The following is a 23,733-nucleotide window of genomic DNA, read 5'->3' as shown; positions in this document are numbered from 1 at the left end:
AGCAGTTCAAGGGGGCCGGGATCGGGCCGGGATCGGGCCGGGCGGTCAACGCCCCGGCCCGGGTCGGCGGGGGCCGGCGGTCAGCCCGTGACGGCGGCCAGGCCGTTGCGCCAGAGGGAGTTGACCCGGCTGCGCTCGGTGCTGTTCGGGTACGGGTTGGTGCACGAGGGGCCGGGGCCGCCACCGGACATCAGCTCGCTGCACGGGCCCGAGTAGTGGTCCGGCAGGCCGAGCACGTGCCCGGTCTCGTGCGCCGTCACCCGGGTGGAGTCGTACTGCTGGTTCTGGGAGTAGTCCAGGAAGATGTAGCCGGAGCCGTGGCCGTCCGTGCTGGCGTACGAGCCGTTGCTCGGGTCGTCGCCCTCGTAGTAGGCGAAGTCGGCGCTGGAGCCCGCCTGGAGGCGGACGTTGCTCACCGAGCCGTTCCAGATCTGGGCGCTCCGGGCTATCTCGGAGGCGAAGGACGGCGCGTTACTGGCGTCGTAGGTCACCACCACGGCCTTCAGGTACGGCGTGGCCGCCCGCTTCGCCAGCGCGGACTTCATCACGGCCTCGTAGAACGCCTGGTTGTCGGCCTTCCCGGCACCCGGGTGCGCCGACGGCGAGGCGGTGTAGTGCTGGGCCGCGCCGGCCGCGGGTGCCGCGGTCGCGGTGCCGGGCAGGGCGGCGAGGCCGGCGGCGAGCGCCAGGCCCAGGGCAGCGGAGAGCGTCCGCGGCATGCGGTTCATGTGGGGGCTCCGATTCGCGGGTGCGCCGTGACCGGTGGGGGCCGGTCGCGGGCATCGGATGAATGCTTGCTGCCCCAGAGCTTGGGTCAGCGCGGCGGCGCGGCGGATGATGTCAACCGGTGATAGCACCGGTCAATCACCCCCCGGTCCGGGGCCGTTCCGACTGCTGACCTGTCATGTCCCTGGCGTCACACCGAATTGACCGTTATGCTCCCGACGTGGAGCTCGACGTGAGACACCTCCGGGTGCTGTGCGCGATCGCCGACACCGGCAGCCTCCGCAAGGCCGCGCTGCAACTCGGCATGACCCAGCCCTCCCTCACCACCCAGCTGCACCGCATCGAACGGGCCGTCGGCGGCACGCTGTTCACCCGTGAGCAGACCGGCAGCCGGCCCACCGCGCTCGGCCACTCGGTGCTGTCCCGGGCCCGGCCGGTGATCGTCGAGATGGCCGCGCTGGTGGCCGCCGCCCGCCAGGAGGCCCGCGAGGCCGCCAGCAGCGAGCGCGCCCGGCGGCTGCGGATCGGCAGCGTCGGCAGCCGGGCGGTCGCGGCCTGGCTGCGCCGGGTGCACGACCGGCTGCCGGAGACGGACACCACCATCCACATCGACATCTCCGCCAACGCCCTGCTGCGGATGGTCGCGGCCGACCAGTTGGACGTCGCCTTCGTGCACGAGAGCGAGGGCTTCCCGCTGAAGGTCCCGCCGGACGCCGAACACCGCGTCCTGATGGCCCGGGAGCCGCAGTTCGTCGCGCTCGCCGCGGGCCACCCGGCCGCCGGCCGGCCGGTGGTCCACCTGGCCGATCTCGCCGAGGACACCTGGATGGTGGACCCGACGGCCGACCACGAGTACGCCGCGATGCGCCGGGTGTTCACCGAGGCCGGACTCAACCCCCGCGTGGTCCAGGTGCGCGACAACGCGACCGCCGCCGAGCTGGTCGCCTCCGGCGAGGCCGTCCGCCCCTGCCAGCCGACCTCCGCCCCCGGGCCCGGCACGGTCGTCCGGCCGGTGCACGGCGATCCGCTGGCCGTCCGGCTGCTGCTCACCTGGCGGCCGCGCGCGATCGGCCCGCCGGCCCTGGACGCGCTCTACGGGGAGCTGCGGGCCGCCTACCTGGACCTGGCGCGGGTCAGTCCGACCTATCTCGCCTGGCTGTCCCGGCACGACCAGGCACTCCGGCAGCTGGTCGGCCACCCCCCGGCGACCGCCGATCCGGGCGCCCCGGCGCCGTCGCCGGCCCCTGCGCCCCGGTCCTCGCGCACGCTCGCGGCTCCCCCCGCGGCGCCCCTCCCGCCGTCGCCCCTCGCGCCGCCGCGCGAGCCGGCGGCTCAGGCCTCGCCCGAGCCCGCGACGGCCCCCTCGCGGGCGTGCAGTGCGACGCCCGCCGCCACCGTGGCCGCCGTCACCAGGCCCGCCACCAGGACACCGGAGCCGCCCGCCGCCGTGCACGCCAGCACCGCCACCGAGGCGGCGGGCAGCAACGCCTGCGCCACCCCGCTCTTGGTGTGCCGCGAGTGCAGCAGCCAGACGGTGAACAGGTAGACGGCGGTGGGCACGGTCACCGTCGCGGTGGCGGCCGTCTCCGAGATGTGCGCCTTGTGCACCGCCGACTCGACCGCGACCTCCAGTCCCGAGCCGATCGCCGCCGCCGAGCCGAACACCAGGTAGTGGCCGTAGCCCCAGGCGAAGGCCTGCCGGTTGGAGCGCAGGTGGTCGTGGACCGGCCGGGCGAAGTAGATCCACCAGGCCGAGAAGCAGATCAGCAGTCCGCCGCCGGCCACCGGCAGCAGCCGGCCCAGCCCCTCGTGCTCGTCCACCGCCGACTGCACCGCCAGGGTCGCCGCCGCCACCGTCTCGCCGAGCACGATCAGGGTGAACAGGCCGTACCGCTCCGCGATGTGGTGCGGGTGCCAGCTGGTCCGGAACCGCAGTTCGGCGAAGACCGGCACGGACAGCTCGGCCAGGATGCCGAGCGGGATCACGTACGGCCGGACGTCGTGCGGCAGCAGCAGCACCACGACCCAGGCCACCTGGCAGAGCGAGATGCCGATCGCGTAGCGCAGCGCCACCCCGCGCGCCGGCCCCTCCTCGCTGACCGCCGCACGCAGCCACTGGGTGACCATCGCCAGCCGCATCACCACATAGCCGACGACCGACAGCACCAGGTCCTGATCGGCGAACATCCGGGGCACTCCGGCGGCCAGGATCAGCACACCGGCGATCTGGACCAGGGTGGTCACCCGGTACGGGACGTCGTCGCAGTCGTACGCGGAGGCGAACCAGGTGAAATTCATCCAGGCCCACCAGATCGCGAAGAACGCGAAGACGTACCCGGTCAGACCGTCCCCGTAGTGGCCGGCGGCCAGGTCGTGGGCGAGCTCCCGGCCGGCCTGACCGACCGCGACCACGAAACAGAGGTCGAAGAAGAGTTCCAGCGGGGTGGCCACCCGGTGCGGCTCGTCCCGGCCACGCGGGACCATCCGGCGCACCGGACGCGGGTCGACGTAGTGCGGGCGGGGTGCTGCGGCGGGTACGCCGGTCATGAGCGGTCTCCGGGCTCCGGGGCGGTCGGGCTGCGCTGTACCGCCGCATCCTGGCAGCGGCCCGGGCCCGACGCACGCACCGGCGCGGTCGCCCTACGGCAGGTGGGCGACGGCCGGGCCGAAGCCGCTCCCGGCCCCGCCGCGCGGGTGCGCCGTGCCGCGCGACCTGCCGCGGTGGCGCCGCCCGGCGGTGCGCCGGCGTCGCCCACCGCGTCCGCGTGTCGCGCCGGCGCGTCACCTGGCCCGATGTTCCTTGCCGTCAGCGAGAGTTGACGGCCGGGTGCGCGAACCGGGTGACAGCACGACGGGTTTGCGGCGCGCCCGCGCCGGACGACCCGACCACCCGGACCGCCCCGCTAGATTCTTCCCCGGTTGGAAGCGCGTGGGTCCGGACGGACCCCACCGCACGGGTGGCCTGCGGGCATCGCGGAAGGTCAAGGCCGGTGGCGGGACAGCGGGGGCGGCAGAGCCGTTCCTCCCGTGTCCGCGCCACCGGCCTCGTGATCACCGCGCTGCTCGCCAGCGCCTGCCGTGCTGTCGACGCCCGCCGTGCCGCCGGCGCCACCACCGCCGCGGTGGCGGCTACTTCTCCCAGCCCACCGTGGCGTAGTCGACGCCCGCCAGGCCGAACGCGCCGTAGTTCGCCAGCCCCTTGCGGCTCGCGACCACGGTCGGCCGCTGGTACAGCTCGACGGTGTGGCCGAGCTCCCAGATCTTGGCGTCCGCCTGGTTGTAGAGCTTCGCGGCCTCCACCGGGTCGATCGTGCCGGCCGCCTTCTTGAGCAGCGCGTCGATCTCGGGCGTACCGAGCTTGGAGTAGTTGCCGAAGACGTTGTCGCCCTGCGGCAGGCGGAAGTTGCCGAGGCTGCTGGAGAGCGGGAACGAATCGGTGTTGCGCCAGCTGGCGACGTCGAACTTGCCCGTGTTGACGTACTTGGTGAAGAAGTCGTTGCTCGGGACCTTGTCGAGCTCGACCTTCACACCGGCGCCGAGCCACATCGCCTGGGCGGCGGTGGCGAGATCGAGCTGGGCCTGCGGGGTGGCGTCGTTGAGCACCCAGTGCAGGGTCAGCGGCTGACCGTCCTTGGTGCGCGGCTGCCCGCTGCCCGCCTCCTTCCAGCCCGCCTCGTCCAGCGCCTTCTTGGCGGCGGCCAGGTCGAACTTGGCCCAGTCGCCCGAGTTGTCCTGGTAGCCGGTCTGGTTGGGCATGAAGATGTGGTTGCCGAGCGGCTTGAACTCCACCGGGACGCCGTTGTTGGCGATCTTGATCAGCGAGGAGCGGTCCAGTGCCTTGCCGAGCGCCTGGCGCACCTTCTGGTCCGCCAGCGGACCGCCCCCGCCGAAGGAGATGTGCACCTCGTCCCACGGGCTGGCGGTCCGGATCACCGCGTCCTTGGCGTCCTTGAGCTGCCCGTACGCGGTGGCGGTGCCCGCCGTGGCAAAGTCGATCTCGTTGTTCAGGAACGCCTGGGTGGTCGCCGACTGCGACATCACCCGGAAGGTGATCTTCTCGGCCTTGGGCTTCGTGCCCCACCAGACCGGGTCCGGGACCAGGGTGATGGTCTGCGCGGTCTTGTCCGCCACACCGATCTTCAACGCGCCCGCGGTGATCGGGATCTTCTCGACCCAGCCCTTGTTGAAGTCGTCCGCGGTGCCGATCCCGGCTGCCGGGATCAGCGGGCGGAACAGGTTCTGCCAGTCCGCGTACGGCTCCGAGAAGGTCACCTTGACCTCGCTCGGGTCCGCGCCCTGCTCGACGCCGGAGATCAGCTCGTAGCCGGAGGAGTCGGCGATGTTGTAGCCGTCCTTCTTGCCGTTGGTGGCCTCCCAGTCGGCCTTGAAGTCCAGGTAACCGAGCGGCTTGCCGTCCGACCACTTGGCCTTCGGGTTGAGCTTGTAGGTGACCACCTGCGGGGAGGTCGAGGTGACCTTCGCCTCCAGCAGGTAGTCGGTGACCGGCTTGAAGGTGCCGGTCTCGTCCGTGGTGAAGAGCTCCGGCTCCAGGGCTCGCATGATCTCGACCGCGTCCCCGTAGCGGCCGTCCACCTGGAACGGGTTCCACTGGGTGATCCACTGGTAGAGCGGGAACCGGACCTCCCCGCCGTCGCGCAGCTGGTCCGGCGACTTGGCGTTGATGTCGATCGCGCCCTGTCTCGGCGGCTCGCTCTTGACCACGTTGTCGGCCGAGCCGCCGCCGCCCGAGCTGCACGCGGTGGCGGCGAGCGTGACGGCGAGTGCGAGCACGGCGGCCCGGCCGAAACGGCGTACGGGCGTGGTGGCAGCGTCCATGAGGGTTCCCCCCGGTGAAATCCGACAGGTTGGTGAGGGTTGAGCGTCGCGAGGTGTGGCGAAGCTTGAGCGTGGGCAGCCAAGTCGGTGCCGGCCGACCGAAAGTAACAGCCGATCAGTACGAGTACCAGGGGGCGGAGTTCACACCTGATCCAAACGCAACGGGCGGCAACACTGCCGCAACACCCCGGCCGCGCGCCGGTGGAACACTCTTGACCTGCACATTCCCTCACCGGCCTGACCAGGGCCACCGACCGAAGGCCACCCACCGATGCCCACCCGACGCGTCGGCCCCGCCCCCACCCCGGGCGGCCGTTGATGCTCCGCTACCTGGCGAAGCGGCTCAGCTACTACGCCGTGCTGCTGACCGCCGCGGTGTTCCTGGCGTACGCGCTGTCCGCCACCGCCCTCCAGCCGCGCGCCTACTTCGAGGCCAAGGTGCCGCGACCGGCCGCCGCCTCGGTCGAGCGCCAGCTCACCGACCTCAACCTGAACGACCGCACCCCCGTCGTCGAGCGGTTCGGCCGGTGGGCCGGTGACCTGCTCCACGGGGACCTCGGCCGCACCATCCACGACACGCCGGTACTGGACGACTTCAGCCGGCGGATCTGGGTCTCCCTGCGCCTGCTGCTGGTCGGCAGCCTGCTCGGCATGGTCCTCGGCGTCGCCGCCGGCGCCTGGAGCGCGGTGCGCCAGTACCGAATATCCGACCGGCTGCTCACCATCTTCTCCTTCGTCCTGCTCTCCACCCCGGTCTTCCTGGTCGCGCTCTTCCTCAAGAACGGCGCCATCGCCGCCAAGGACATCGCCGGCCACGAGGTGATCCCGTTCACCGGCTACGAGACCCCCGGACTGACCGGCGGGATCGGCACCCACCTCGGCGACTGGGCCCTGCACCTGCTGCTGCCCACCCTCTCGCTGGCCCTGGGCGGCCTCGCCACCTACAGCCGCTACCAGCGCGGCACCATGCTCGACGTACTCGGCTCCGACTACCTGCGCACCGCCGAGGCCAAGGGCCTCACCCGCGGCCGCGCCCTGGTCAAGCACGGACTGCGGACGGCGGTGATCCCGATGTCGACGATGTTCGCCTACAGCTTCCTGGGCATCTTCACCGGCGCCGCCTTCACCGAGACCATCTTCGGCTGGCACGGAATGGGCGAGTGGTTCATCCAGTCGATCAACGAACAGGACGTCAACTCGGTCGTGGCCGTCAACCTGTTCGCCGCGGTGGTGGTGCTCGCCTCCGGCTTCCTCGCCGACACCCTGCACGCCGCCCTCGATCCGCGTGTGCGGTCCTGACCGGAGGAGAGCCGCTGCCATGACCGCCGTCGCCACGGAACCCGCCGAGCCCGCCGAGCCTTCCGGCTCCGCCCACTCCGCCGTGCCCGTCCAACCGACCGTGCCCGCTGTCCCCGGGGCCGCGGCCGCGCTCGACGTTCCCGCCGTCACGGCCGCTCCGGGCGCCGCCCCGGTGCCCGTCCGCGTCCCCGGGCCGGCCGGCCGCGGCCGGCTCGTCCTCGGCCGGCTGCTCGCCGCCCGCTGGGCGGTGGCCGGTACGGTCGTCGTCCTGCTGCTGTTCGCGCTCGCCTTCGGCGGCCAGTACCTCACCCCCTGGGACTACGCCACTCCCGACTACACCGCGCTGCGCCAACCCCCCTCCGGCACCCACTGGTTCGGCACCAACGGAGTCGGTCAGGACGTCTTCGCGCAGACCGTCCGCGGCCTGCAGAAGTCGCTGGTGATCGGCCTGCTGGTGGCACTCTTCTCGACCGTGCTGGCCTCCCTGGTCGGCGCCTGCGCCGGGTACTTCGGCGGCTGGACCGACCGGCTGCTGATGTTCCTGGTCGACCTGATGCTGGTCTTCCCCAGCTTCCTGATCATCACCATCATCTCGCCCCGGCTGAAGGGCACCGGCTGGCTCGCCTTCGTGCTGCTGCTCGCCCTCTTCAACTGGATGATCACCGCCCGGGTGGTCCGCTCGATGACCATCTCGCTGCGCGAACGCGAATTCGTCCGCGCCGCCCGGTTCATGGGCGTCCGGCCGATGCGGATCATCACCCGGCACATCCTGCCGAACGTCGCGTCCTTCCTCATCATCGACGCCACCATCGCCGTCGGCGGCGCCGTAATGAGCGAGACCGCCCTCTCCTACTTCGGCTTCGGGGTGAAGGCCCCCGACGTCTCGCTCGGCACCCTGCTCGCCGCCGGGACCGGCGACGCCCCGGTCTTCCCCTGGCTGTTCTACTTCGCCGCCGGGCTGCTGGTGCTGTTCGTCCTGGCCGTCAACCTGATCGGGGACGGGCTGCGCGACGCACTCGACCCGACCGCCGAGGTGGCCCGTACCCCTCGGAGGACCCGTCGCACTCGTAGGAAGCGCGGAAGAACGTGACCACCACCGTCGAAACCCCGCTGCTGGCCGTCCGCGACCTGCGGGTCGACTTCACCGGACCGCGCGGCGCCACCGTCCCCGCCGTCCGGGGCGTCGACCTCAGCCTGCGGCGCGGCGAGACCCTGGGCATCGTCGGCGAGTCCGGCTCCGGCAAGTCCGTGACCGCGCTGGCCGTGCTCGGGCTACTGCCCGGCACCGCCCGGGTCCGGGGCTCGGTCGCCCTGGACGGCAAGGAGTTGGTCGGCCTGCCGGGCCGGGAACTCGCCGCCGTCCGCGGCCGCCGGATCGCCATGGTCTTCCAGGACCCGCTCTCCGCCTTCACCCCCGTCTACCGGATCGGCGACCAGATCGTCGAGGCGCTCCGCATCCACCAGCGCCTCGACAAGCCGTCCGCGCGCGAGCGGGCCGCCGAACTGCTCGACCTGGTCGGCATCCCCGCCCCCGAACGCGCGCTGGACAGCTTCCCGCACGAGTTCTCCGGCGGCATGCGCCAGCGCGCGATGATCGCGATGGCCATCGCCAACGACCCCGACATCCTGCTCGCCGACGAGCCCACCACCGCCCTGGACGTCACCATCCAGGCCCAGGTGCTCGACGTCCTGCGCACCGCCCAGCGCGAGACCGGCGCCGCGCTCGTCCTGGTCAGCCACGACCTCGGGGTGATCGCCGGAATGGCCGACCGGGTCGCCGTGATGTACGCGGGCCGGGTGGTCGAGACGGCCGGAGTGGACGAACTGTTCGCCGCGCCCCGCCACCCCTACACGCTGGGCCTGATCGGCGCGGTGCCGAGGCTGGACGGCCGGGGCGGGCCGCTGGTGCCGATCCCCGGCGTGCCCGCGCCGATGGCCGAGCTGCCGGCCGGGTGCCCGTTCGCCGCGCGCTGCCCACTGGTCGAGGAGCGGTGCCGGACGGCGGAACCGGGGCTCGGCGGGCTCGGTGGGGCCGCCTCGGCCCGCGCCGTCGCGGACGCGGGCGACCCGGGCGGGCACCTGGCCGCGTGCGTGCGCGCCGGCGAACTGGCCGAGCGCCGACCGGCGCCCGCCGAGGTCTACCCCGTACCGCCGGTCCCCCCGGCACCGACCACCGTGCCCGGGCCGCGCGAGGAGCGCCCGACGGTCCTGTCCGTCAGCGGCCTCACCAAGACGTTCCCGCTGCTCAAGGGCACCGTCTTCAAGCGCCGGATCGGCGAGGTCTACGCCGTGGACGGGGTCGAGCTGGACATCCGGCAGGGCGAGACGCTCGGCCTGGTCGGCGAGTCCGGCTCCGGCAAGTCCACCACCCTGTTCGAACTGCTGCGGCTCGCCCGGCCGGAGTCGGGCCGGATCGAGCTGCTCGGGCGGGACACCGCCGGGCTCTCCCGCCGCGACGCCCACCGGATGCGCTCGGACCTGCAGATCGTCTTCCAGGACCCGATGGCCAGCCTCGACCCCCGGATGCCGATCGGCGACATCGTCGCCGAACCGCTGCGGGCCCAGCGCACCGACCGGACGGAGATCGCCCACCGGGTGCCCGAGCTGCTGCGCCAGGTCGGGCTCGACCCCGCGCACGCCGTCCGCTACCCGCACCAGTTCTCCGGCGGGCAGCGCCAGCGGATCTCGATCGCCCGCGCGCTGGCCGTCCGGCCGAAGCTGCTGGTGCTGGACGAACCGGTCTCCGCACTGGACGTCTCCATCCAGGCCGGGGTGCTCAACCTGCTCCAGTCGCTCAAGGCCGAACTGGGCCTCTCCTACCTCTTCGTCTCGCACGACCTGTCGGTGATCCGGCACCTCGCCGACCGGGTCAGCGTGATGTACCTCGGGCGGACCGTCGAACAGGGCGAGGTCTCCGCCGTCTTCGAGCGCCCCCGGCACCCGTACACCCGCGCGCTGCTCTCCGCCGTCCCGCTCCCGGACCCGGCGGCCGAGCGGGCCCGCCACCGCATCCTGCTGGCCGGCGACCCGCCCTCCCCCACCGCGCGGCGCACCGGCTGCCCGTTCCGCACCCGCTGCCCCGTCTACGCCGGGCTCGACGCCGGGGCCCGCACCCGCTGTGAGGCCGAGGCCCCGCCGCTGACCGGCCCCGCGCCGGGCCTGGACCACCAGGCGGCCTGCCACTTCCCCGAGTAGCGGCTTCGGCGACGGGACTGCCGTGGCTACCAGGACTGTCGTGGCCACCGGGGCGCCCGGGTGGTTGGGCACCCCCCGACCGCCTCCGGAACCGTCACTGAACGTGGTCGGATCCCCCCGATTCGGCAGATCGGTCCGACTCCGTGTAATGTCTCCGGAGTCAGCAGGCGCCGCTAGCTCAGTTGGTTAGAGCAGCTGACTCTTAATCAGCGGGTCCGGGGTTCGAGTCCCTGGCGGCGCACATGGCAAGGTCTCAGGCCGTCCACTCCGGTGGGCGGCCTGAGGCGTTTGCGGGGCGGGTACCCTCCCGGCGGGCGGCTTCTCCGGCACGGCCCGTCCCGTCGTCTCGCGACCACCCATCGGGGGTTCCTGTCCATGGCGCCGATCGACCTCCGCCCGATTCCGGAGGAGCTGTTGCTGCTCTGCGCCGAACCGGCGGGAGGGCGCCTGCGGATCCCGTACTCCGCGCTCTACCGGGCGGTCGCCGGCGGAGTGGTGGCCGAGCTGCTGGTCAGCGGCGCGATCACCGTCGAGGGCCGGTGGATCACCGAGGTCCGGCCGCCGGGCGGGCAGGACGAGATCGCGGCCGGGTTGCTCGCCCGGCTGGAGAAGGCGGGCCGGCGCAACCGCCGGGTCGGGCTCGACACGGCCCTCCGCCGGATCCCGCGCCGGTCCACCCTGCGACTGCTCCTCGACCGGCTGGCCGCCGACGGCGTGATCACCGTCGAGACGCGCCGCTTCCTCGGCCTGCCGTACCGGCGCCGCACGGCGACCCGACCCGGCATCGGACAGGAGATCGCCGGCCGGGTGGCCGCCACGCTCGCGCGCGGGGGCGACCGCTCACCGGCCGCCGAGCGGGACCGGCAGCTGGCGGGCCTGGTGGGAGCCGCGGGCCTGCACTACCGGCTCTACCCCGGCGCGAAGGGCGCTCCGACCCGGCGCGCCGTACGGCGACTGGTCACCGAGCTGCCGATCGCCCGGGCGGTCCGGCGGGCGCGTTCGGCGGACTCGGCGGCGAGCTCTTCCTGAGGGCCGGCCCGGCGTCCGGAGGCCCGAGGGCCGGCGGGGGCGGGGCCGGCGGGGGTCAGCGGCTCAGCGGGTGTCCAGGATCGCCGAGGCCACCGCGTCCGGGCGGTCGAACATCACCAGGTGCCCGGCCGGGGCCGTGCTGCGGAAGTCGCCCCCGAGCAGCGCGGCGAGCCCCCGCTGAGTGGCCAGCCAGTCCCGGGTACGGCTGCCGCCGCACCCGTCGTCGGCGGCGAGCACGGTGACCGGCAGCCCGCTCGGCAGCGGCGCGACCCGCCGCAGTTCGTCCAGCTCGGCGGCCATGTCCAGGTACTGCGCGTTCTCCCGGAGCAGGGCGCGCAGGGCCCGTCCCGTCCGGTAGCAGTGCCGGACCAGCGGCGCCGGGGCAAGGTCCTCGCGACGGACCGTGGACGCCCGGGCGACCAGCCGGCGCGCGGTGGGCCCGAGCAGGTACGGGACCGCGACGGCCGTCGCCGCGCCCGCGACCGCGCGGGCCGCCAGGTCGCGCAGCCCGGGCGCCGGCAGCGGCCGCGGGGCCGACTCGACGCTGCCGTCCAGCAGGACCAGCCCGGCCGCCCGGCCCGGCTGGAGCCGCGCGAAGGCCTCGACATGGAACCCCGCCAGTGAGTGGCCCGCCACCGTGCACGGCGTGCGCAGTCCGAGCGCGTCCAGCACGCCCCGGATGCGCGCCGCCTCCCCCGCCGCCGTCGGGACCGGTCGGGTGGCCGGCTCGGGCGCGCTCAGCCCGTATCCGGGCCGGTCGAAGCGGACCACCGTGCGGTAGGGGGTGAGGAAGGGGACGACGAGGTCCCAGTCGAACCAGCTGCTGCCGAGCCCGCCGGCGAGCAGGCAGACCGGGCCGCTGCCCTCGACGCGCACGTGCAGGGGCGTCCCGTCGATCCGCAGGAACATCGCCGCGCCGCGCGCGCCCCGACCCGGCCGCGGCCCCGCCGTCGGTCCCGTGCCGGGGTCCGGCCCCGGCCCTGATCCCGTCGTTCCCGGTCCGGTCATCGCGGTTCCGCCCCTTCGGCTCCGGTCCGGGCACGCCCCGGAACCCCCTCCATCGCGGCCGGGCCGCCACCTCGGGCGAGGCTCCCGGCCAGGACGGCCAGCCAGAGCGCGACCAGGAGGACCTGCAGGCGCTGCCCCGCGCCGAGCGACCAGGTGCCGTGGCCGGCCTCGAAGGCGGCGATCGCGGCCAGGCTCCAGCCGGTGGCCAGCAGCTCAGCGGCCAGCAGCCACGGCCCGTACCGGCCGACGGGCGGCCACCAGCCGTAGCGGCGGGCCGCGACGGTGAGCGCGACCAGCCCGCCGAGCGCGCCGAGCATGGCGAGGCTGCTGGTCACGGCGTGCGCGGTGTGGGTGGCCGGCACCAGGCCGGCCGTCTCGCGGGCGGCGCACATCTCGTCACTGGTCGGTGCGCAGCTCAGCGGTAGCCGGGAGTCGGCCGCGGTCGAGGCCCCGAACAGGGCGAGGGCCGCCCAGCCGGTCACCGCCCAGGGCCGGCGGGCGGCGGTGCGACGGGTAGCGGCGCGACGGGCGACCGGCCGTCCGGCGGCGCTGCCGCGTCCGGCGGGGTTGCGTCCGGCGGGTTCGTGGTCGAGCGGGGCGCTGTCGGGCGCGCCGTAGGAGCCGGTGAGCACCGCGGTGCCGGCCGCCGCGAGAACGGCGAGACCGGCGACCAGGTCGGTGGCCCGGAACAGACCACCCAGTGGCTGGTCCTCGGCGGCGAGTTCGCTGATGTACGCCTGGACCGGGTCGAGGCCGGTGCTCAGCACCACCTCCAGCACCCAGGCGGTGTACGCCACCGCGCTGAGCAGCAGCAGGGCGGCGACGGCGAGCCGTGCTGTCCGGCGGCCGGGGTGGGAGCTGGGCACGTTCCCACCCTAACCGGGGGGAAACTCCGCCCCAACCGGGCGGAAACGGGCACCGCCGTCGAGGCCGGCCCGGCCGCCGCCCGAACCGGTTCGAGGCACCCCTCCGGACCGTGTATTGTTCTCCAGGTCAGCAGGCGCCGCTAGCTCAGTTGGTTAGAGCAGCTGACTCTTAATCAGCGGGTCCGGGGTTCGAGTCCCTGGCGGCGCACAGACATTTGGGGAGCCTCTCGCAGCAGCGAGGGGCTCCCTGATTTTTTGCCCTTCGACGTCCCTTTTGTGTGTGATGTCGGTCTCGCTTGCCATCCCTACGGAGCCAATCGGCCCGTTCGGCACGTCCTGGGCTGTACACCGGAAACGGGACAAAGGTCCCCAACCGTCGACATTCCCGTTGTGCAGGCTGGCACGGTTCGCCCGCAGGAAAGGCCGCCGCTTTGTCCCGAAACCCCCAGAGCGGCCGTCGCACGCCGTCCCTCGGCCTCCGCCCGGTGAAGCGCCTGAAGCGCTCCCCTGAGCGTCCGGCCGGCGGCGGCAGGCCCCGCCGCCCGAAGCGCACCGGCTGGCGTCGGCTGATCCCGACCTGGCGGATGAGCCTGCTCGGCCTCGTGGCCGCGCTGCTGCTCGGCGTCGGCCTGTTCGCCCTGGGGATCGCCCTGGTGAAGGTGCCGGACGCGCACGCCGCCGCGACCGCCCAGAGCAACACCTGGCTCTACCAGGACGGCTCGGTGATCGCCCGGACCGGCCAGACCAACCGGCAGAACGTCGGCCTGGACAAGGTCTCCCCCGCCGCCCAGCACGCCGCGCTGGCCGCCGAGGACCGGAACTTCTACCACGAGGGCGCCGTCAACGTGTCCGGACTGGTCCGCGCCGCCGTCAACACGGCCAGGGGCGAGGGCACCCAGGGCGGGTCCACGATCACCCAGCAGTACGTGAAGAACACCTACCTGAGCCAGAAGCAGTCCGTCACCCGCAAGGTGAAGGAGCTGTTCATAGCGATCAAGGTGGATGCCACCGAGACCAAGGACAACGTCCTCTCCGGGTACCTCAACACCTCGTACTACGGTCGCGGCGCCTACGGCATCCAGGCCGCCGCCCAGCAGTACTTCGGGGTGGACGCCTCCGCGCTCGACGCCGCCCAGGGCGCCTACCTGGCCACCCTGCTGAACGCCCCGAGCGCCTACGACGTGGCCACCGCCACCCCGGCGGGCAAGCAGAACGCGGTCAACCGCTGGAACTACGTCCTGGACGGCATGGTGAAGGAGGGCTGGCTCTCCGCCGAGGAGCGGACCGCCACCACCTTCCCCGAGGTCAAGGACCCGCAGACGCAGCTCGGCCTCTCCGGCCAGGCCGGCTACCTGGTCAACGCGGCGACCGAGTACCTCACCGCCAACCAGACCATCACCGAGTCCGAGCTGGCCAGGGGCGGCTACACCATCAAGCTGAGCATCGACCCGGCGCGCCAGCAGGCGCTCCAGGACTCGGTCCAGGCGCAGCTGCACGACACCCTGAACCCGGACAAGCGGAAGAAGGACGCGGCCGCCCAGGCCGGTGCCGTCTCGGTCGACCCGAAGACCGGTGCCGTGGTCGCCCTCTACGGCGGGGTCGACTACACCAAGCACTACGTCGACAACGCCACCCGGCGCGACTACCAGGCCGGATCCACCTTCAAGGCGATCGCCCTGGCGGCAGCGCTGGAGAACGACGCCAAGACGCAGTCCGGCCAGACCGTCACCCCGCGCACCGTCTACGACGGCACCAGCGGGCGCAAGGTCCGCGGCGGCAAGGGCACCCCGTACGCGCCGCCGAACGAGGGCGACAAGAGCTACGGCCAGATCAGCCTGCAGCAGGCCACCGACTGGTCGGTGAACTCGGCGTTCGCCCAGCTCGCGCAGGACACCGGCCTGCAGAAGGTCCGCGACACCGCCATCGCCCTCGGCCTGCCCGGCAACACCCCCGGGCTCGACCCGCTCCCGTCCATCCCGCTCGGCACCGCCACCCCGAGCGTGCTCGACATGGCCGGCGTGTACGCCACGCTGGACAACGGCGGCAAGCAGATCACCCCGTGGCTGGTGCAGTCGGTGGACCGCGAGGGCGAGGCGCTCCAGCTGCCGGCCCACAAGACCACCCAGGCGGTCAGCGAGGAGACCGCGCGCCAGGTGACGTCGATGCTGCAGGGCGTCGTCAGCGACCCGGGCGGCACCGGCTGGCGGGCCAAGTCGCTGGGCCGCCCGGTGGCCGGCAAGACCGGGACGACCGACGACCAGAAGTCGGTCTGGTTCGTCGGGTACACCCCCGAGCTGGTGACCTCCGTGGCGCTGTTCGGCCAGGACCCGGGCAGCGGTGCCCAGGTCAGCCTGAGCGGCACCGGCGGGATCGACGGCGCGGCCGGCGGCCAGTACCCCGCGCAGATCTGGACCAGCTACATGAAGGCCGCGCTCAAGGGCTCGCCCGTCACCGCCTTCCCCTCGCCCTCGGGCACGGACTGGTCGGGCGACAGCGGCACCTCCCAGGGCGGCCCGGACAGCTCGTCGACGCCGTCCGGGGCGGCCTCGCCGTCGGCCACGCCGGGCAGCGGCGCGACGGGCGGCACCACGGGCGGCTCCGGCAACGGCTCCACCAACGGTTCGGGCGGGGCGACCAGTGCGCCCGGCGACTCGTCCGGGTCCACCGGCTCGGGCTCCGCCGGGACCTCCGGTTCGACCGGCGGCGGTGCCTCGGGCGGCTCCCAGCCCGGCGGCGGCGCGACCACCGCGCCGACGCAGCAGCCGACCTCCCAGCCGACCGGCCGGCCCACCCGGACACCGCAGCCCACCACCGCCCCCACCACCGCCCCGACCACCGGGCCGACCACCGGGCCGACCACCGCTCCCCAGCCTTCGGGCGGCACGGGCGGTTCGGGTTCGGGCGGTTCGGGTTCGGGCTCCGGTTCCGGGGCGCTGGCGGGGGCCGGCGCGGGCACGGGGCAGTAGGGCCGGGTCTGTTTCCGCTTCTCCGCCACCCGGGTGTCCGGGTGGCGGAGAGCAGAAACAGACCCTCCGTGGACCCGCCATTGCGCACAGTTCGGCGCAGGACCAAATGACGGAATGGCACCTTACCGAATCTGCGATATGACTGTCACAATGCCTCGGTGCACAGCTCAAAGCCCCTGTCCGGCCGTTCCCCGGGCAGAACCCTCGGCCTCACCCTCGCCCTCGTCTCGGCGTTCGCCTTCGGCGGCTCCGGCACTGCCGCCAAGCCCCTGATCGAGGCCGGCCTCTCCCCCCTGCACGTGGTCTGGCTCCGGGTCACCGGTGCCGCCGTGGTCCTGCTCCCGCTGGCCTACCGCCACCGTGCCGCGGTGCTCCGGCGCCCCGGCCTGCTGATCGGCTTCGGCCTGCTCGCCGTCGCCGGTGTCCAGGCCTGCTACTTCGCGGCGATCTCCCGGATCCCGGTCGGCGTCGCCCTGCTGATCGAGTACCTCGGACCACCCCTGCTGATCGGCTACGTGAAGTTCGTCCAGCGCAAGCCGATCAGCCGGGGCGCGGCGGTGGGCGCCGGGGTGGCCGTGGCCGGTCTGGCCTGTGTGGTGGAGGTCTGGAACGGTCTGAGCTTCGACGCGCTGGGCGTGCTGTTCGCCCTCGGCGCGGCCTGCTGCCAGGTCGGCTACTTCGTCCTGGCCGACGCCGGCAGCCAGGGCGACCGCCCGGTCGACCCGATCGCCGTCAGCGCGTACGGGCTCCTGATCGGCGCGGTCGTGCTCACCGCCTTCACCCGCCCCTGGGAGGCCGACTGGGGGCTGCTCGGCGGCGACGTCGTGATGAACGGGCACTCGCTGCCCGCACTGATCCCGGCCGCCTGGATGATCCTGATCGCGACCGTGCTCGCCTATCTGACCGGGGTGATCGCCGTCCGCCACCTGTCACCCCCGATCGCCGGGGTGGTGGCCAACCTGGAGGCCGTCGTCGCCACCGTCCTGGCCTGGATCCTGCTCGGCGAACACCTGGGGCTGCCGCAGATGGCGGGTGGGCTGCTCGTCCTGGCCGGCGCCTTCGCGGCCCAGGCGAGCAAGCCGGCACCGGTGACGCTGCCGGCGGATGCGGTGACGGCGGATGCGGTGGGTGCCGGCGCGGTGGGTGCGACGGCTCTCGGCGAGCGTCTGGCGCGGGCTGCCGAGGGGGCGGAGATCGAGGACCGGGCGCAGGTGGACCGCGAGCTCCGGGGCCGCTAGGTCAGGGGCCGCCGGGTCCGGACCTAGCGTCCGGGGCCGCCGGGTCCGGGGGCTCGGGAGCTCGGGGGCTCCTCCGGGCCGGGTGGCCACCGAACGTGGGACCACCCGGGTCAGCGGCCGACCCAGCCGAACCAGTCGAGGTGATTGAGCGGCCACACGACGGCCGACACCGGTCCGACCACGTTGTCCACCGGCACGGCGCCGCCGCCGGGGCCCCGCTGGTGGTAGCGCGAGTCGGCGGAGTCGCTCCGGTGGTCACCCTCCACCCAGACATACCCCTGGGGCACCGTCACCGGACCGAAGTCCAACCCCGCGCAGGAGTCGTCCCCGGGGTGGAGGTACGGCTCGTCCACCTTCGCCCCGTTGACGGTCAGCGTGGTGCCGGAGCACTGCACGGTCTGGCCGCCCGTCGCGATGACCCGCTTGACCAGGTAATTGTCGTCCTTCGGCGGGACCAGGCCGACGAAACTGAGCACCGAACCCACGGCCCTGGAGACCGGGTTCCCGTCGATCGGCTGAGGCGGCAGCCAGTCGCCCGGGTCCTTGAAGACCACGGGCTGGCCGGGCTCGGGCTCCCAGCCGGTGAGCGGTGCGAGCTTGTTCACGCCGACCCGGTCGCCGATCCGCAGCGTGTTCTCCATCGACCCGGACGGGATCGTGAACACCTGGAACAGGCAGGTCTTGATCAGCAGCGCGACCACCAGCCCGATCGCCGCCATCACCGGAATCTCGATCCACCAGGGCCGCGGACGTCGCCCTGCCCTGCGGTCCTTCGATCCCTCGGAGCCCTTGGGCCGGTTGGAACCCCTGGCACCCCTGGACGCCTTCCGCGACCGCGCCCGGCGCGCCTCGGCACGACCACCGCCGGGAGCACCGTGTCCGGCGGCGCCGGCCGGGGTCCGACCGGTCCCGGCATCGCTCTGCGTTTCGGGCAGGTTCACCGCCATCGTCGCTGCTCCACCTCTCCGGCTGGGGGAACCTGCACGCTACGCCAACCCGGAAGCCACGCGAAATCGGGCATTTACCCGCGCCAGACATCACCACCCCGTCCCACCGGGCCCGTCCGGGCACCGGAACACCACGCGAGCGCGATCCGGGGGTGGGACAAGAGGACCGGTGGGTTGCGAGGCCCCGGGTGGGACACGAGGACCGGTCGCGGGGACGGGATGCGTCCTGACGGGCCGGGTCGGCGCGGGCCGGTGCGTTCAGCGCAGCGGGAACCGGTGCGTTCAGGCGCGGGCGATCGCCTCGTGGTGGCGGATGACCTCGGCGATGATGAAGTTGAGGAACTTCTCCGCGAACACCGGGTCCAGATGGGCCCCGGCAGCCAGCTCCCGCAGGCGCCGGATCTGGTCGCGCTCCCGCGCCGGGTCGGCCGGGGGCAGCTTGTGCGCGGCCTTGAGCCGCCCGACCCGCTGGGTCGCCTTGAACCGCTCCGCCAACATGTGGACCACCGCGGCATCGATGTTGTCGATGCTCTCGCGCAGGCTGGTCAGCTCGGCCCGCACGGCGTCGTCGATCCCGTCGGACAGTCCGGTCTCGGGGGTCGTGGGGTGATCCGTCATCGGGGCGGCTCCGCGGCTCTGTGGTGGTGGGCACCCGACCGTCCGTCGACCGGGACTCGGGCCCGGGCAAATCTAACAGGGAGCCCGGCGCGGGCCCGCACCATTTGGCGCATCCGTCCACGATCCGGACGGCGCGTGAACCGGGGGCCGACCGGGGGACCAGGCGCACGACCAGGGAGATCGCCGGACGGCGGGAGCCCCGTCACCTTCGGGCACGGCGCCCTGCGGCGTTACCGGTGATCGGCCCCCGGCCTGCCCGTAGGCTGGTGCGCGGCATGACCGGAAGTGACGGGACAGCAGTCCCTCAGTAATGGAGGTACCGATCGTGGCAACCACCCGTACCGCACGCACCGCCTGGGAAGGCAACCTGATCGACGGCAAGGGTCAGGTGACCTTCGCTTCGTCCGGCATCGGCGAGTACCCGGTCTCCTGGCCGGCCCGCTCCGAGGAGCCGAACGGCAAGACCAGCCCGGAGGAACTCATCGCGGCCGCGCACTCCGCGTGCTTCTCGATGGCCCTTTCGCACGGCCTGGCCGGCGCCGGCACCCCGCCCACCAAGCTGGACACCCAGGCCGATGTCACCTTCCAGCCCGGCACCGGCATCACCGGCATCCACCTGACCGTCACCGGCGAGGTGCCCGGCCTCGACGAGGCCGCCTTCGCGAAGGCCGCCGAGGACGCCAAGGCGAACTGCCCGGTGAGCCAGGCCCTGACCGGTACGACCATCACGCTCACGGCCACGCTGGCCTGACGCGGCAACGCCTGACGTGGCAATGCCTGCCGCGTCACGTCGGGCGGGTCACGTCGGACGGATCGCCGTTCCGACCATGGTCGTCGGCCCTTCCGGCGGCTGAGGCCCGGTGCCCGACACCCGACACCCGGTGTCCGGTGTCCGGCACCGGGGCGTTCTGACGACCTGCCGCCCTGCGCACTTCGCCCGGGCGTCCCGCGCTCGGGCGAAGTGCGCGGCGCGTTCCCAGCGCTCAGCAAGCGCCCAGGGGCGCACTTTTGGAGCACACGCCCCTGGCGCACATCATGTGATGTGTACCGGGGGCGTCTGCATGTACCACCACACATGCCGCCAAAGCGGGCAAATCACCCTGGCGGCGGTCACCGCGTGTTGCCGTCGCGTCCTATGATCGGCCGCAGCGCCCTGTTCTTCACGCGGATCCCCACGCGAGCGCTCCACCGCGAGCGTCACGCCTCGGACCGCGAGGACCTCGACAGAGCGCGGGAGTCGGCCGTCGCAGTTCCGGGCGACCGGCCTGACCAGCGTCAAGCGTCAGCAGCGGACGGGAGCATGCCGTGCCGGGCCAGAACGAGGGGGCCGACGCACACCACCCAGGCGTGCGGCACGAACAACCGCAACACCACCGGCACCTCATCTTTCCGATCCTCCGCCCGGCCAACGGCTCCGCCGCCGCCGCCCTCGACGACTCCCCCGACGCCGCGGCCGGCACCGGCACGGGCGCCGATGCGACTCCCGGCACCCCACCCGCTCCCGGATCCGGGTCCGACGGTGCGGTCGGCGCGGGCGTCGTCCTCTGTCCCACCTGCTCGACACCGCTCGCGGACGGGACGCACCGGCCCTCCGACGGGACCGACCCCGCCCCCGGGAACACCGACCGCCTGCTGGCGGCGCTGAGCGCCAGCGAATCGCGCTTCCGGGCCGCCTTCTGCGACGCCGGTATCGGCATGGCCCTGATCGACCCCGACGACCGGATCATCGAGGTCAACCCGGCCTTCGCCACCCTGGTCGGCTGCGGGGTCGGCGACCTGATCCACGCCCACATCCGCGACATCATCGACTCGGAGGGCATGCCGGACCGGCTCTTCCCCGAGCTGGTCCGCAACGACCGCGAGCGGCTCCGGGTGGAGAAGCAGCTCAAACACCGCGAAGGCCGCACGGTGTGGAGCAAGGTGACCATCTCCCTGATCCGGGACGGCGCCGGCCGCCCGCTGTACACGCTCGCCATGGTCGAGGACATCACCGAACAGCGGAGGCTCGGCGACCGCCTGGAGTACCAGGCACTGCACGACCCGCTGACCCGGCTGCCCAACCGGACCTTCTTCTTCGAACGGCTCGACGCCGCCTGCCTGACGGCCGGTGGTACGACCGCCGCCGAGCTCGCCGAGTCCACCGGGACCGCTCCGGGCGCGACGGGGACGGGAGCGGAGCGGCCGGACGGCCGTCGGGTGGGCGTCTGCTATCTGGACCTCGACGGTTTCGCCGCGATCAACGAGACCCTCGGCCACCACATCGGCGACCAGTTGCTGATCGCCGTCGCCTCCCGGCTCCGGCGGGGCGTCTCCGATCACAGCTCCCACCTGGTCGCCCGGATGGGCGGCGACGAGTTCGCCGTCCTGGTGGCCGACAGCCGGGGCAGCGACCAGCTGACCGAACTGGCCGCCCGGATCCTCGAAGCACTGGAGCACCCCTTCGACGTGGCCGGGCACCGGCTGGTCGTCACCGCCAGCGTGGGCGTCGTCGAGCGATCGGTGCACGAGACCACGCCCGCCGACCTGGTCAAGGACGCCGACTCCACCCTGTACTGGTCGAAGGCCGACGGCCGGGCCCGCTGGACCCTCTACGACCCGGACCGGGGCGCCCACCAGCTGACCCGCCAGCTCCTCGCCACCGCGCTCCGGCCGGCCCTGGAACGCGGCGAGTTCACCATCGAGTACCAACCGCTCGTCGGGCTCGCCGACGGCGCGGTGCACGGCGCGGAGGCCCTGGTCCGCTGGCGCCACCCCTGCTACGGAACCCTCTCGCCGGACCGCTTCATCCCCCTCGCCGAGGAGTCCGGCGCGATCGTGCCGCTCGGCAAGTGGGTGCTGGAGGAGTCCTGCCGCCAGGCGCAACGCTGGCTCACCGAATTCCCCGACACCGAGACCTTCGTGAGCGTCAACCTGGCCGCTCGCCAGATCTGGGACTCCGACGTGGTCGCCGACGTGGCCCAGGCCCTCGACAGCACCGGCCTGCCGGCCCGGCTCCTGCAGCTGGAGATCACCGAGAGCGCGCTGCTGGGCCCCGGCGGACGACCGCTCCAGGCCCTGCAGGCCCTCGCCGACATGGGCGTCCGGATCGCGATCGACGACTTCGGCACCGGCTACTCCAACCTGGCCTACCTCTCCCGGCTGCCCGTGCACGTGTTGAAGCTGGACGGCACCTTCATCGAGGGCTTCCGCGACCCGAGCCCGGCCGGCCGTGCCGACCTGCCCGGGGCCGGCTTCCGCCGGAGCGACGCCGACGAGCAGATCGTCGGCGCGATGGTGCAGTTGGCCCACACGCTCGGCCTGACCGTCACCGCCGAGGGCATCGAGAGCGCGGCGCAGGCCGAGCGCCTGCGGCTCACCGGCTGCGACACGGCCCAGGGCTGGTACTTCGCCAAGCCCGGTGAGGCGGAGCACGTCGCGGCGATACTCCGCGAGAGCCGCCCCGCACCGGACAAGCGGTAGCGGCGGTCCGCGGTTCGAGCTGCCTGCGGGGCCGTAGGCCTGCCGGCCCGTAGGGCACCAGGTCCGTAGGGCGGCAGGTCGGCGGGCGGCAGGTCGGCGGGCTCGGCGTTCGGCGGGCTCGGCGTTCGGCGGGGTGAGCGCCGGAGACGGCAACGGGCGGCGACCGCCTTGCCGGCCCGGCGCGTTTCGCGGAGGGGCCGGCCGGCCGCGGGCCCGCAGGGTGGACCCGGGCACCGAACTCGTCGGCGGGCCGAGCGGCTCCGCCTCGCACCGACGAGTTCGGGTGCCGCGGAACTCAGACGGCGTCGGCCGCCTGGCCGGTGAGCCCGTAGGCCCGGGCGATCAGCCCGTAGGAGCGGTGCCTGGCCTCATGGCCGTGGATGTGCGAGGTGACCATCAGCTCGTCCGCCCCCGTCCGCTTGCGCAGTGCTTCCAGCCCGTCGCCGACCTCACCGGGCGAGCCCAGGACGACATTGCCCAGCCAGTCGTCGACGAAGTCGGCCTCCACCGGGCTGTACGGGTAGCTCTCGGCCTCCTCGGGGGTGGGGATCGGGCCCGGGTTGCCCCGGCGAAGCCGGAGCATGCCGAGCGCCGAGGAGCGTGCGAGCCTCCGGGCGGACTCCCGGTCGTCGGCTGCGACCGCGTTCACCCCGATCAGCGCGTACGGCTCGTCGAGGACGGACGAGGGGCGGAACGACGAGCGGTAGAGGTCGAGGGCCGGGATGGTGTTGGTGCTGCTGAAGTGGTGCGCGAACGCGAACGGCAGGCCGAGCCGGCCGGCCAGCTGGGCGCTGAAGCCGGAGGATCCGAGCAACCAGATCGGCGGCCGCCCCTCCCCCCTGGGAACGGCCGTGAGCCGGGCGTAGGGGTGGCCGTCCGGGAAGTCGCCGTCGAGGAAGTGGGTCAGCTCGGCGAGTTGCTGCGGGAAGTCGTCGGCCCCCTCGGCGAGGCCCCGCCGCAGCGCCCGGGCGGTCGCCTGGTCGGTGCCGGGAGCGCGGCCGAGCCCGAGGTCGATCCGGCCGGGGTGCAGCGCCTCCAGGAGGCCGAACTGCTCCGCGATCCCCAGCGGCGCGTGGTTGGGCAGCATCACTCCACCGGATCCGAGCCGCAGCGTCGTGGTGTGGGCCCCGAGGTGGGCGAGCAGGACGGCGGGGGTGGAGCTGGCCACGCCCGGCATGCCGTGGTGCTCGGCGACCCAGAACCGGTGGTAGCCCCACTCCTCGGCACTGCGGGCCAGGGCCGTGGTCGAGGCCAACGCCTCGGCCGGGGTGTAGCCGACGCCCACGGTGGCCAGGTCGAGGATGGAGAGCGGCGCGGGCGCCGTGCCCCGGACGGTGCCCCGGATCGCCGCGTGGCTCTGCGGTTCGGGCCCGCGCTCCTGCTGGTCGTCGGTGGTCATGCCGTCCGCCCTCCTGGCCGTCCTGGTGCTGTCCGTGTGGCGCTCCGAGCGACCGCGCACCTGGTCGCGGTCGCCACTGCCAACGGGGGTCAACCACACCGCGGGTCCCGGTGTTCCCGTTGCCCGGTGCCACTGTGCGACGGATCG

Annotated in this window: 16 protein-coding genes, 2 tRNA genes and 1 pseudogene; 11 read left to right on the top strand and 8 right to left on the bottom strand. The window is 73.4% G+C overall.

The features are described 5' to 3' along the window. Nucleotides 1-80: 80 nt before the first annotated feature. Nucleotides 81-728 carry a snapalysin gene (snpA, locus tag ACIQTO_RS25235; protein ID WP_402392092.1) on the bottom strand — a complete coding sequence of 216 codons (648 nt, stop codon included), beginning with the start codon at nucleotides 726-728 and terminating at the stop codon, nucleotides 81-83. Between the two features lie 176 nt (nucleotides 729-904). Between snpA and ACIQTO_RS25230 the strand changes: the two are divergent. Beyond that, a pseudogene (locus ACIQTO_RS25230) lies at nucleotides 905-1,957 on the top strand (LysR family transcriptional regulator); the annotation flags it as partial. 101 nt (nucleotides 1,958-2,058) lie between these two features. Here ACIQTO_RS25230 and ACIQTO_RS25225 read toward each other — a convergent pair. Both ACIQTO_RS25225 and ACIQTO_RS25220 read right to left on the bottom strand, forming a co-directional pair. Further along, nucleotides 2,059-3,273 (bottom strand): low temperature requirement protein A, encoded by a 1,215-nt coding sequence (locus ACIQTO_RS25225; RefSeq protein ID WP_402392089.1) that lies wholly within the window; start codon nucleotides 3,271-3,273, stop codon nucleotides 2,059-2,061. A gap of 582 nt (nucleotides 3,274-3,855) precedes the next feature. Further along, the gene (locus ACIQTO_RS25220; protein ID WP_402392087.1) at nucleotides 3,856-5,562 is read right to left on the bottom strand and encodes an ABC transporter family substrate-binding protein; all 1,707 of its coding nucleotides are present in this window, start codon (nucleotides 5,560-5,562) and stop codon (nucleotides 3,856-3,858) included. 318 nt (nucleotides 5,563-5,880) lie between these two features. Here ACIQTO_RS25220 and ACIQTO_RS25215 point away from each other — a divergent pair, with 318 nt between their 5' ends. From ACIQTO_RS25215 to ACIQTO_RS25195, 5 genes are all read left to right on the top strand, one after another. Further along, a complete protein-coding gene (locus ACIQTO_RS25215; RefSeq protein WP_402392084.1) occupies nucleotides 5,881-6,861 on the top strand; it encodes an ABC transporter permease in 981 nt (326 codons plus the stop codon). Between the two features lie 19 nt (nucleotides 6,862-6,880). Further along, nucleotides 6,881-7,951, top strand: a complete 1,071-nt coding sequence (locus tag ACIQTO_RS25210) for an ABC transporter permease (protein WP_402392082.1) — start codon at nucleotides 6,881-6,883, stop codon at nucleotides 7,949-7,951. Next, nucleotides 7,948-10,056, top strand: a complete 2,109-nt coding sequence (locus ACIQTO_RS25205; protein WP_402392079.1) for a dipeptide ABC transporter ATP-binding protein — start codon at nucleotides 7,948-7,950, stop codon at nucleotides 10,054-10,056. Before ACIQTO_RS25210 ends, ACIQTO_RS25205 begins: the two co-directional genes overlap by 4 nt. A 167-nt stretch (nucleotides 10,057-10,223) precedes the next feature. Next, nucleotides 10,224-10,297 (top strand) — tRNA-Lys (locus ACIQTO_RS25200). A 134-nt stretch (nucleotides 10,298-10,431) separates the two neighbouring features. After that, the gene (locus ACIQTO_RS25195; protein ID WP_402392077.1) at nucleotides 10,432-11,085 is read left to right on the top strand and encodes a GPP34 family phosphoprotein; all 654 of its coding nucleotides are present in this window, start codon (nucleotides 10,432-10,434) and stop codon (nucleotides 11,083-11,085) included. Between the two features lie 63 nt (nucleotides 11,086-11,148). Here the strand turns inward: ACIQTO_RS25195 and ACIQTO_RS25190 are convergent, their stop codons facing one another. Both ACIQTO_RS25190 and ACIQTO_RS25185 read right to left on the bottom strand, forming a co-directional pair. Beyond that, a complete protein-coding gene (locus ACIQTO_RS25190) occupies nucleotides 11,149-11,994 on the bottom strand; it encodes an alpha/beta fold hydrolase (protein WP_402392074.1) in 846 nt (281 codons plus the stop codon). Between the two features lie 95 nt (nucleotides 11,995-12,089). Next, a complete protein-coding gene (locus ACIQTO_RS25185) occupies nucleotides 12,090-12,959 on the bottom strand; it encodes a DUF998 domain-containing protein (RefSeq protein WP_402392071.1) in 870 nt (289 codons plus the stop codon). A 134-nt stretch (nucleotides 12,960-13,093) separates the two neighbouring features. Here ACIQTO_RS25185 and ACIQTO_RS25180 point away from each other — a divergent pair. The 3 genes from ACIQTO_RS25180 to ACIQTO_RS25170 all read left to right on the top strand — a co-directional run bounded on the left by ACIQTO_RS25180 (nucleotide 13,094) and on the right by ACIQTO_RS25170 (nucleotide 17,163). Beyond that, nucleotides 13,094-13,167, top strand: a tRNA-Lys gene (locus ACIQTO_RS25180). A 277-nt stretch (nucleotides 13,168-13,444) separates the two neighbouring features. Beyond that, nucleotides 13,445-15,925, top strand: a complete 2,481-nt coding sequence (locus ACIQTO_RS25175) for a transglycosylase domain-containing protein (RefSeq protein WP_402392068.1) — start codon at nucleotides 13,445-13,447, stop codon at nucleotides 15,923-15,925. Nucleotides 15,926-16,083: 158 nt separating this feature from the next. Next, the gene (locus ACIQTO_RS25170) at nucleotides 16,084-17,163 is read left to right on the top strand and encodes an EamA family transporter (RefSeq protein WP_402392065.1); all 1,080 of its coding nucleotides are present in this window, start codon (nucleotides 16,084-16,086) and stop codon (nucleotides 17,161-17,163) included. A 110-nt stretch (nucleotides 17,164-17,273) separates the two neighbouring features. Here ACIQTO_RS25170 and lepB read toward each other — a convergent pair whose 3' ends face one another. Together lepB and ACIQTO_RS25160 are read right to left on the bottom strand one after the other, a co-directional pair. Continuing rightward, entirely contained in the window at nucleotides 17,274-17,882 is a 609-nt protein-coding gene (lepB, locus tag ACIQTO_RS25165; RefSeq protein ID WP_402392062.1) for a signal peptidase I, read from the bottom strand. Between the two features lie 510 nt (nucleotides 17,883-18,392). Beyond that, nucleotides 18,393-18,728: a chorismate mutase gene (locus tag ACIQTO_RS25160; protein ID WP_380575426.1), complete on the bottom strand. Its 336-nt coding sequence runs from the start codon at nucleotides 18,726-18,728 to the stop codon at nucleotides 18,393-18,395. A gap of 325 nt (nucleotides 18,729-19,053) precedes the next feature. Here ACIQTO_RS25160 and ACIQTO_RS25155 point away from each other — a divergent pair, with 325 nt between their 5' ends. Both ACIQTO_RS25155 and ACIQTO_RS25150 read left to right on the top strand, forming a co-directional pair. Next, nucleotides 19,054-19,479 (top strand): OsmC family peroxiredoxin, encoded by a 426-nt coding sequence (locus ACIQTO_RS25155; RefSeq protein WP_402392060.1) that lies wholly within the window; start codon nucleotides 19,054-19,056, stop codon nucleotides 19,477-19,479. Nucleotides 19,480-20,075: 596 nt separating this feature from the next. Further along, nucleotides 20,076-22,187 (top strand): putative bifunctional diguanylate cyclase/phosphodiesterase, encoded by a 2,112-nt coding sequence (locus tag ACIQTO_RS25150; protein ID WP_402392057.1) that lies wholly within the window; start codon nucleotides 20,076-20,078, stop codon nucleotides 22,185-22,187. A gap of 295 nt (nucleotides 22,188-22,482) precedes the next feature. Here ACIQTO_RS25150 and ACIQTO_RS25145 read toward each other — a convergent pair whose 3' ends face one another. Continuing rightward, nucleotides 22,483-23,586, bottom strand: a complete 1,104-nt coding sequence (locus ACIQTO_RS25145) for an LLM class flavin-dependent oxidoreductase (RefSeq protein ID WP_402392054.1) — start codon at nucleotides 23,584-23,586, stop codon at nucleotides 22,483-22,485. Nucleotides 23,587-23,733: the final 147 nt, after the last annotated feature.

This window comes from Kitasatospora sp. NPDC091207 (assembly GCF_044768625.1).
Classification (GTDB): Bacteria; Actinomycetota; Actinomycetes; order Streptomycetales; family Streptomycetaceae; genus Kitasatospora.
The sequence above is the reverse complement of the archived record's forward strand: the minus strand, read 5'-3'. Positions and strand labels throughout refer to the sequence as shown.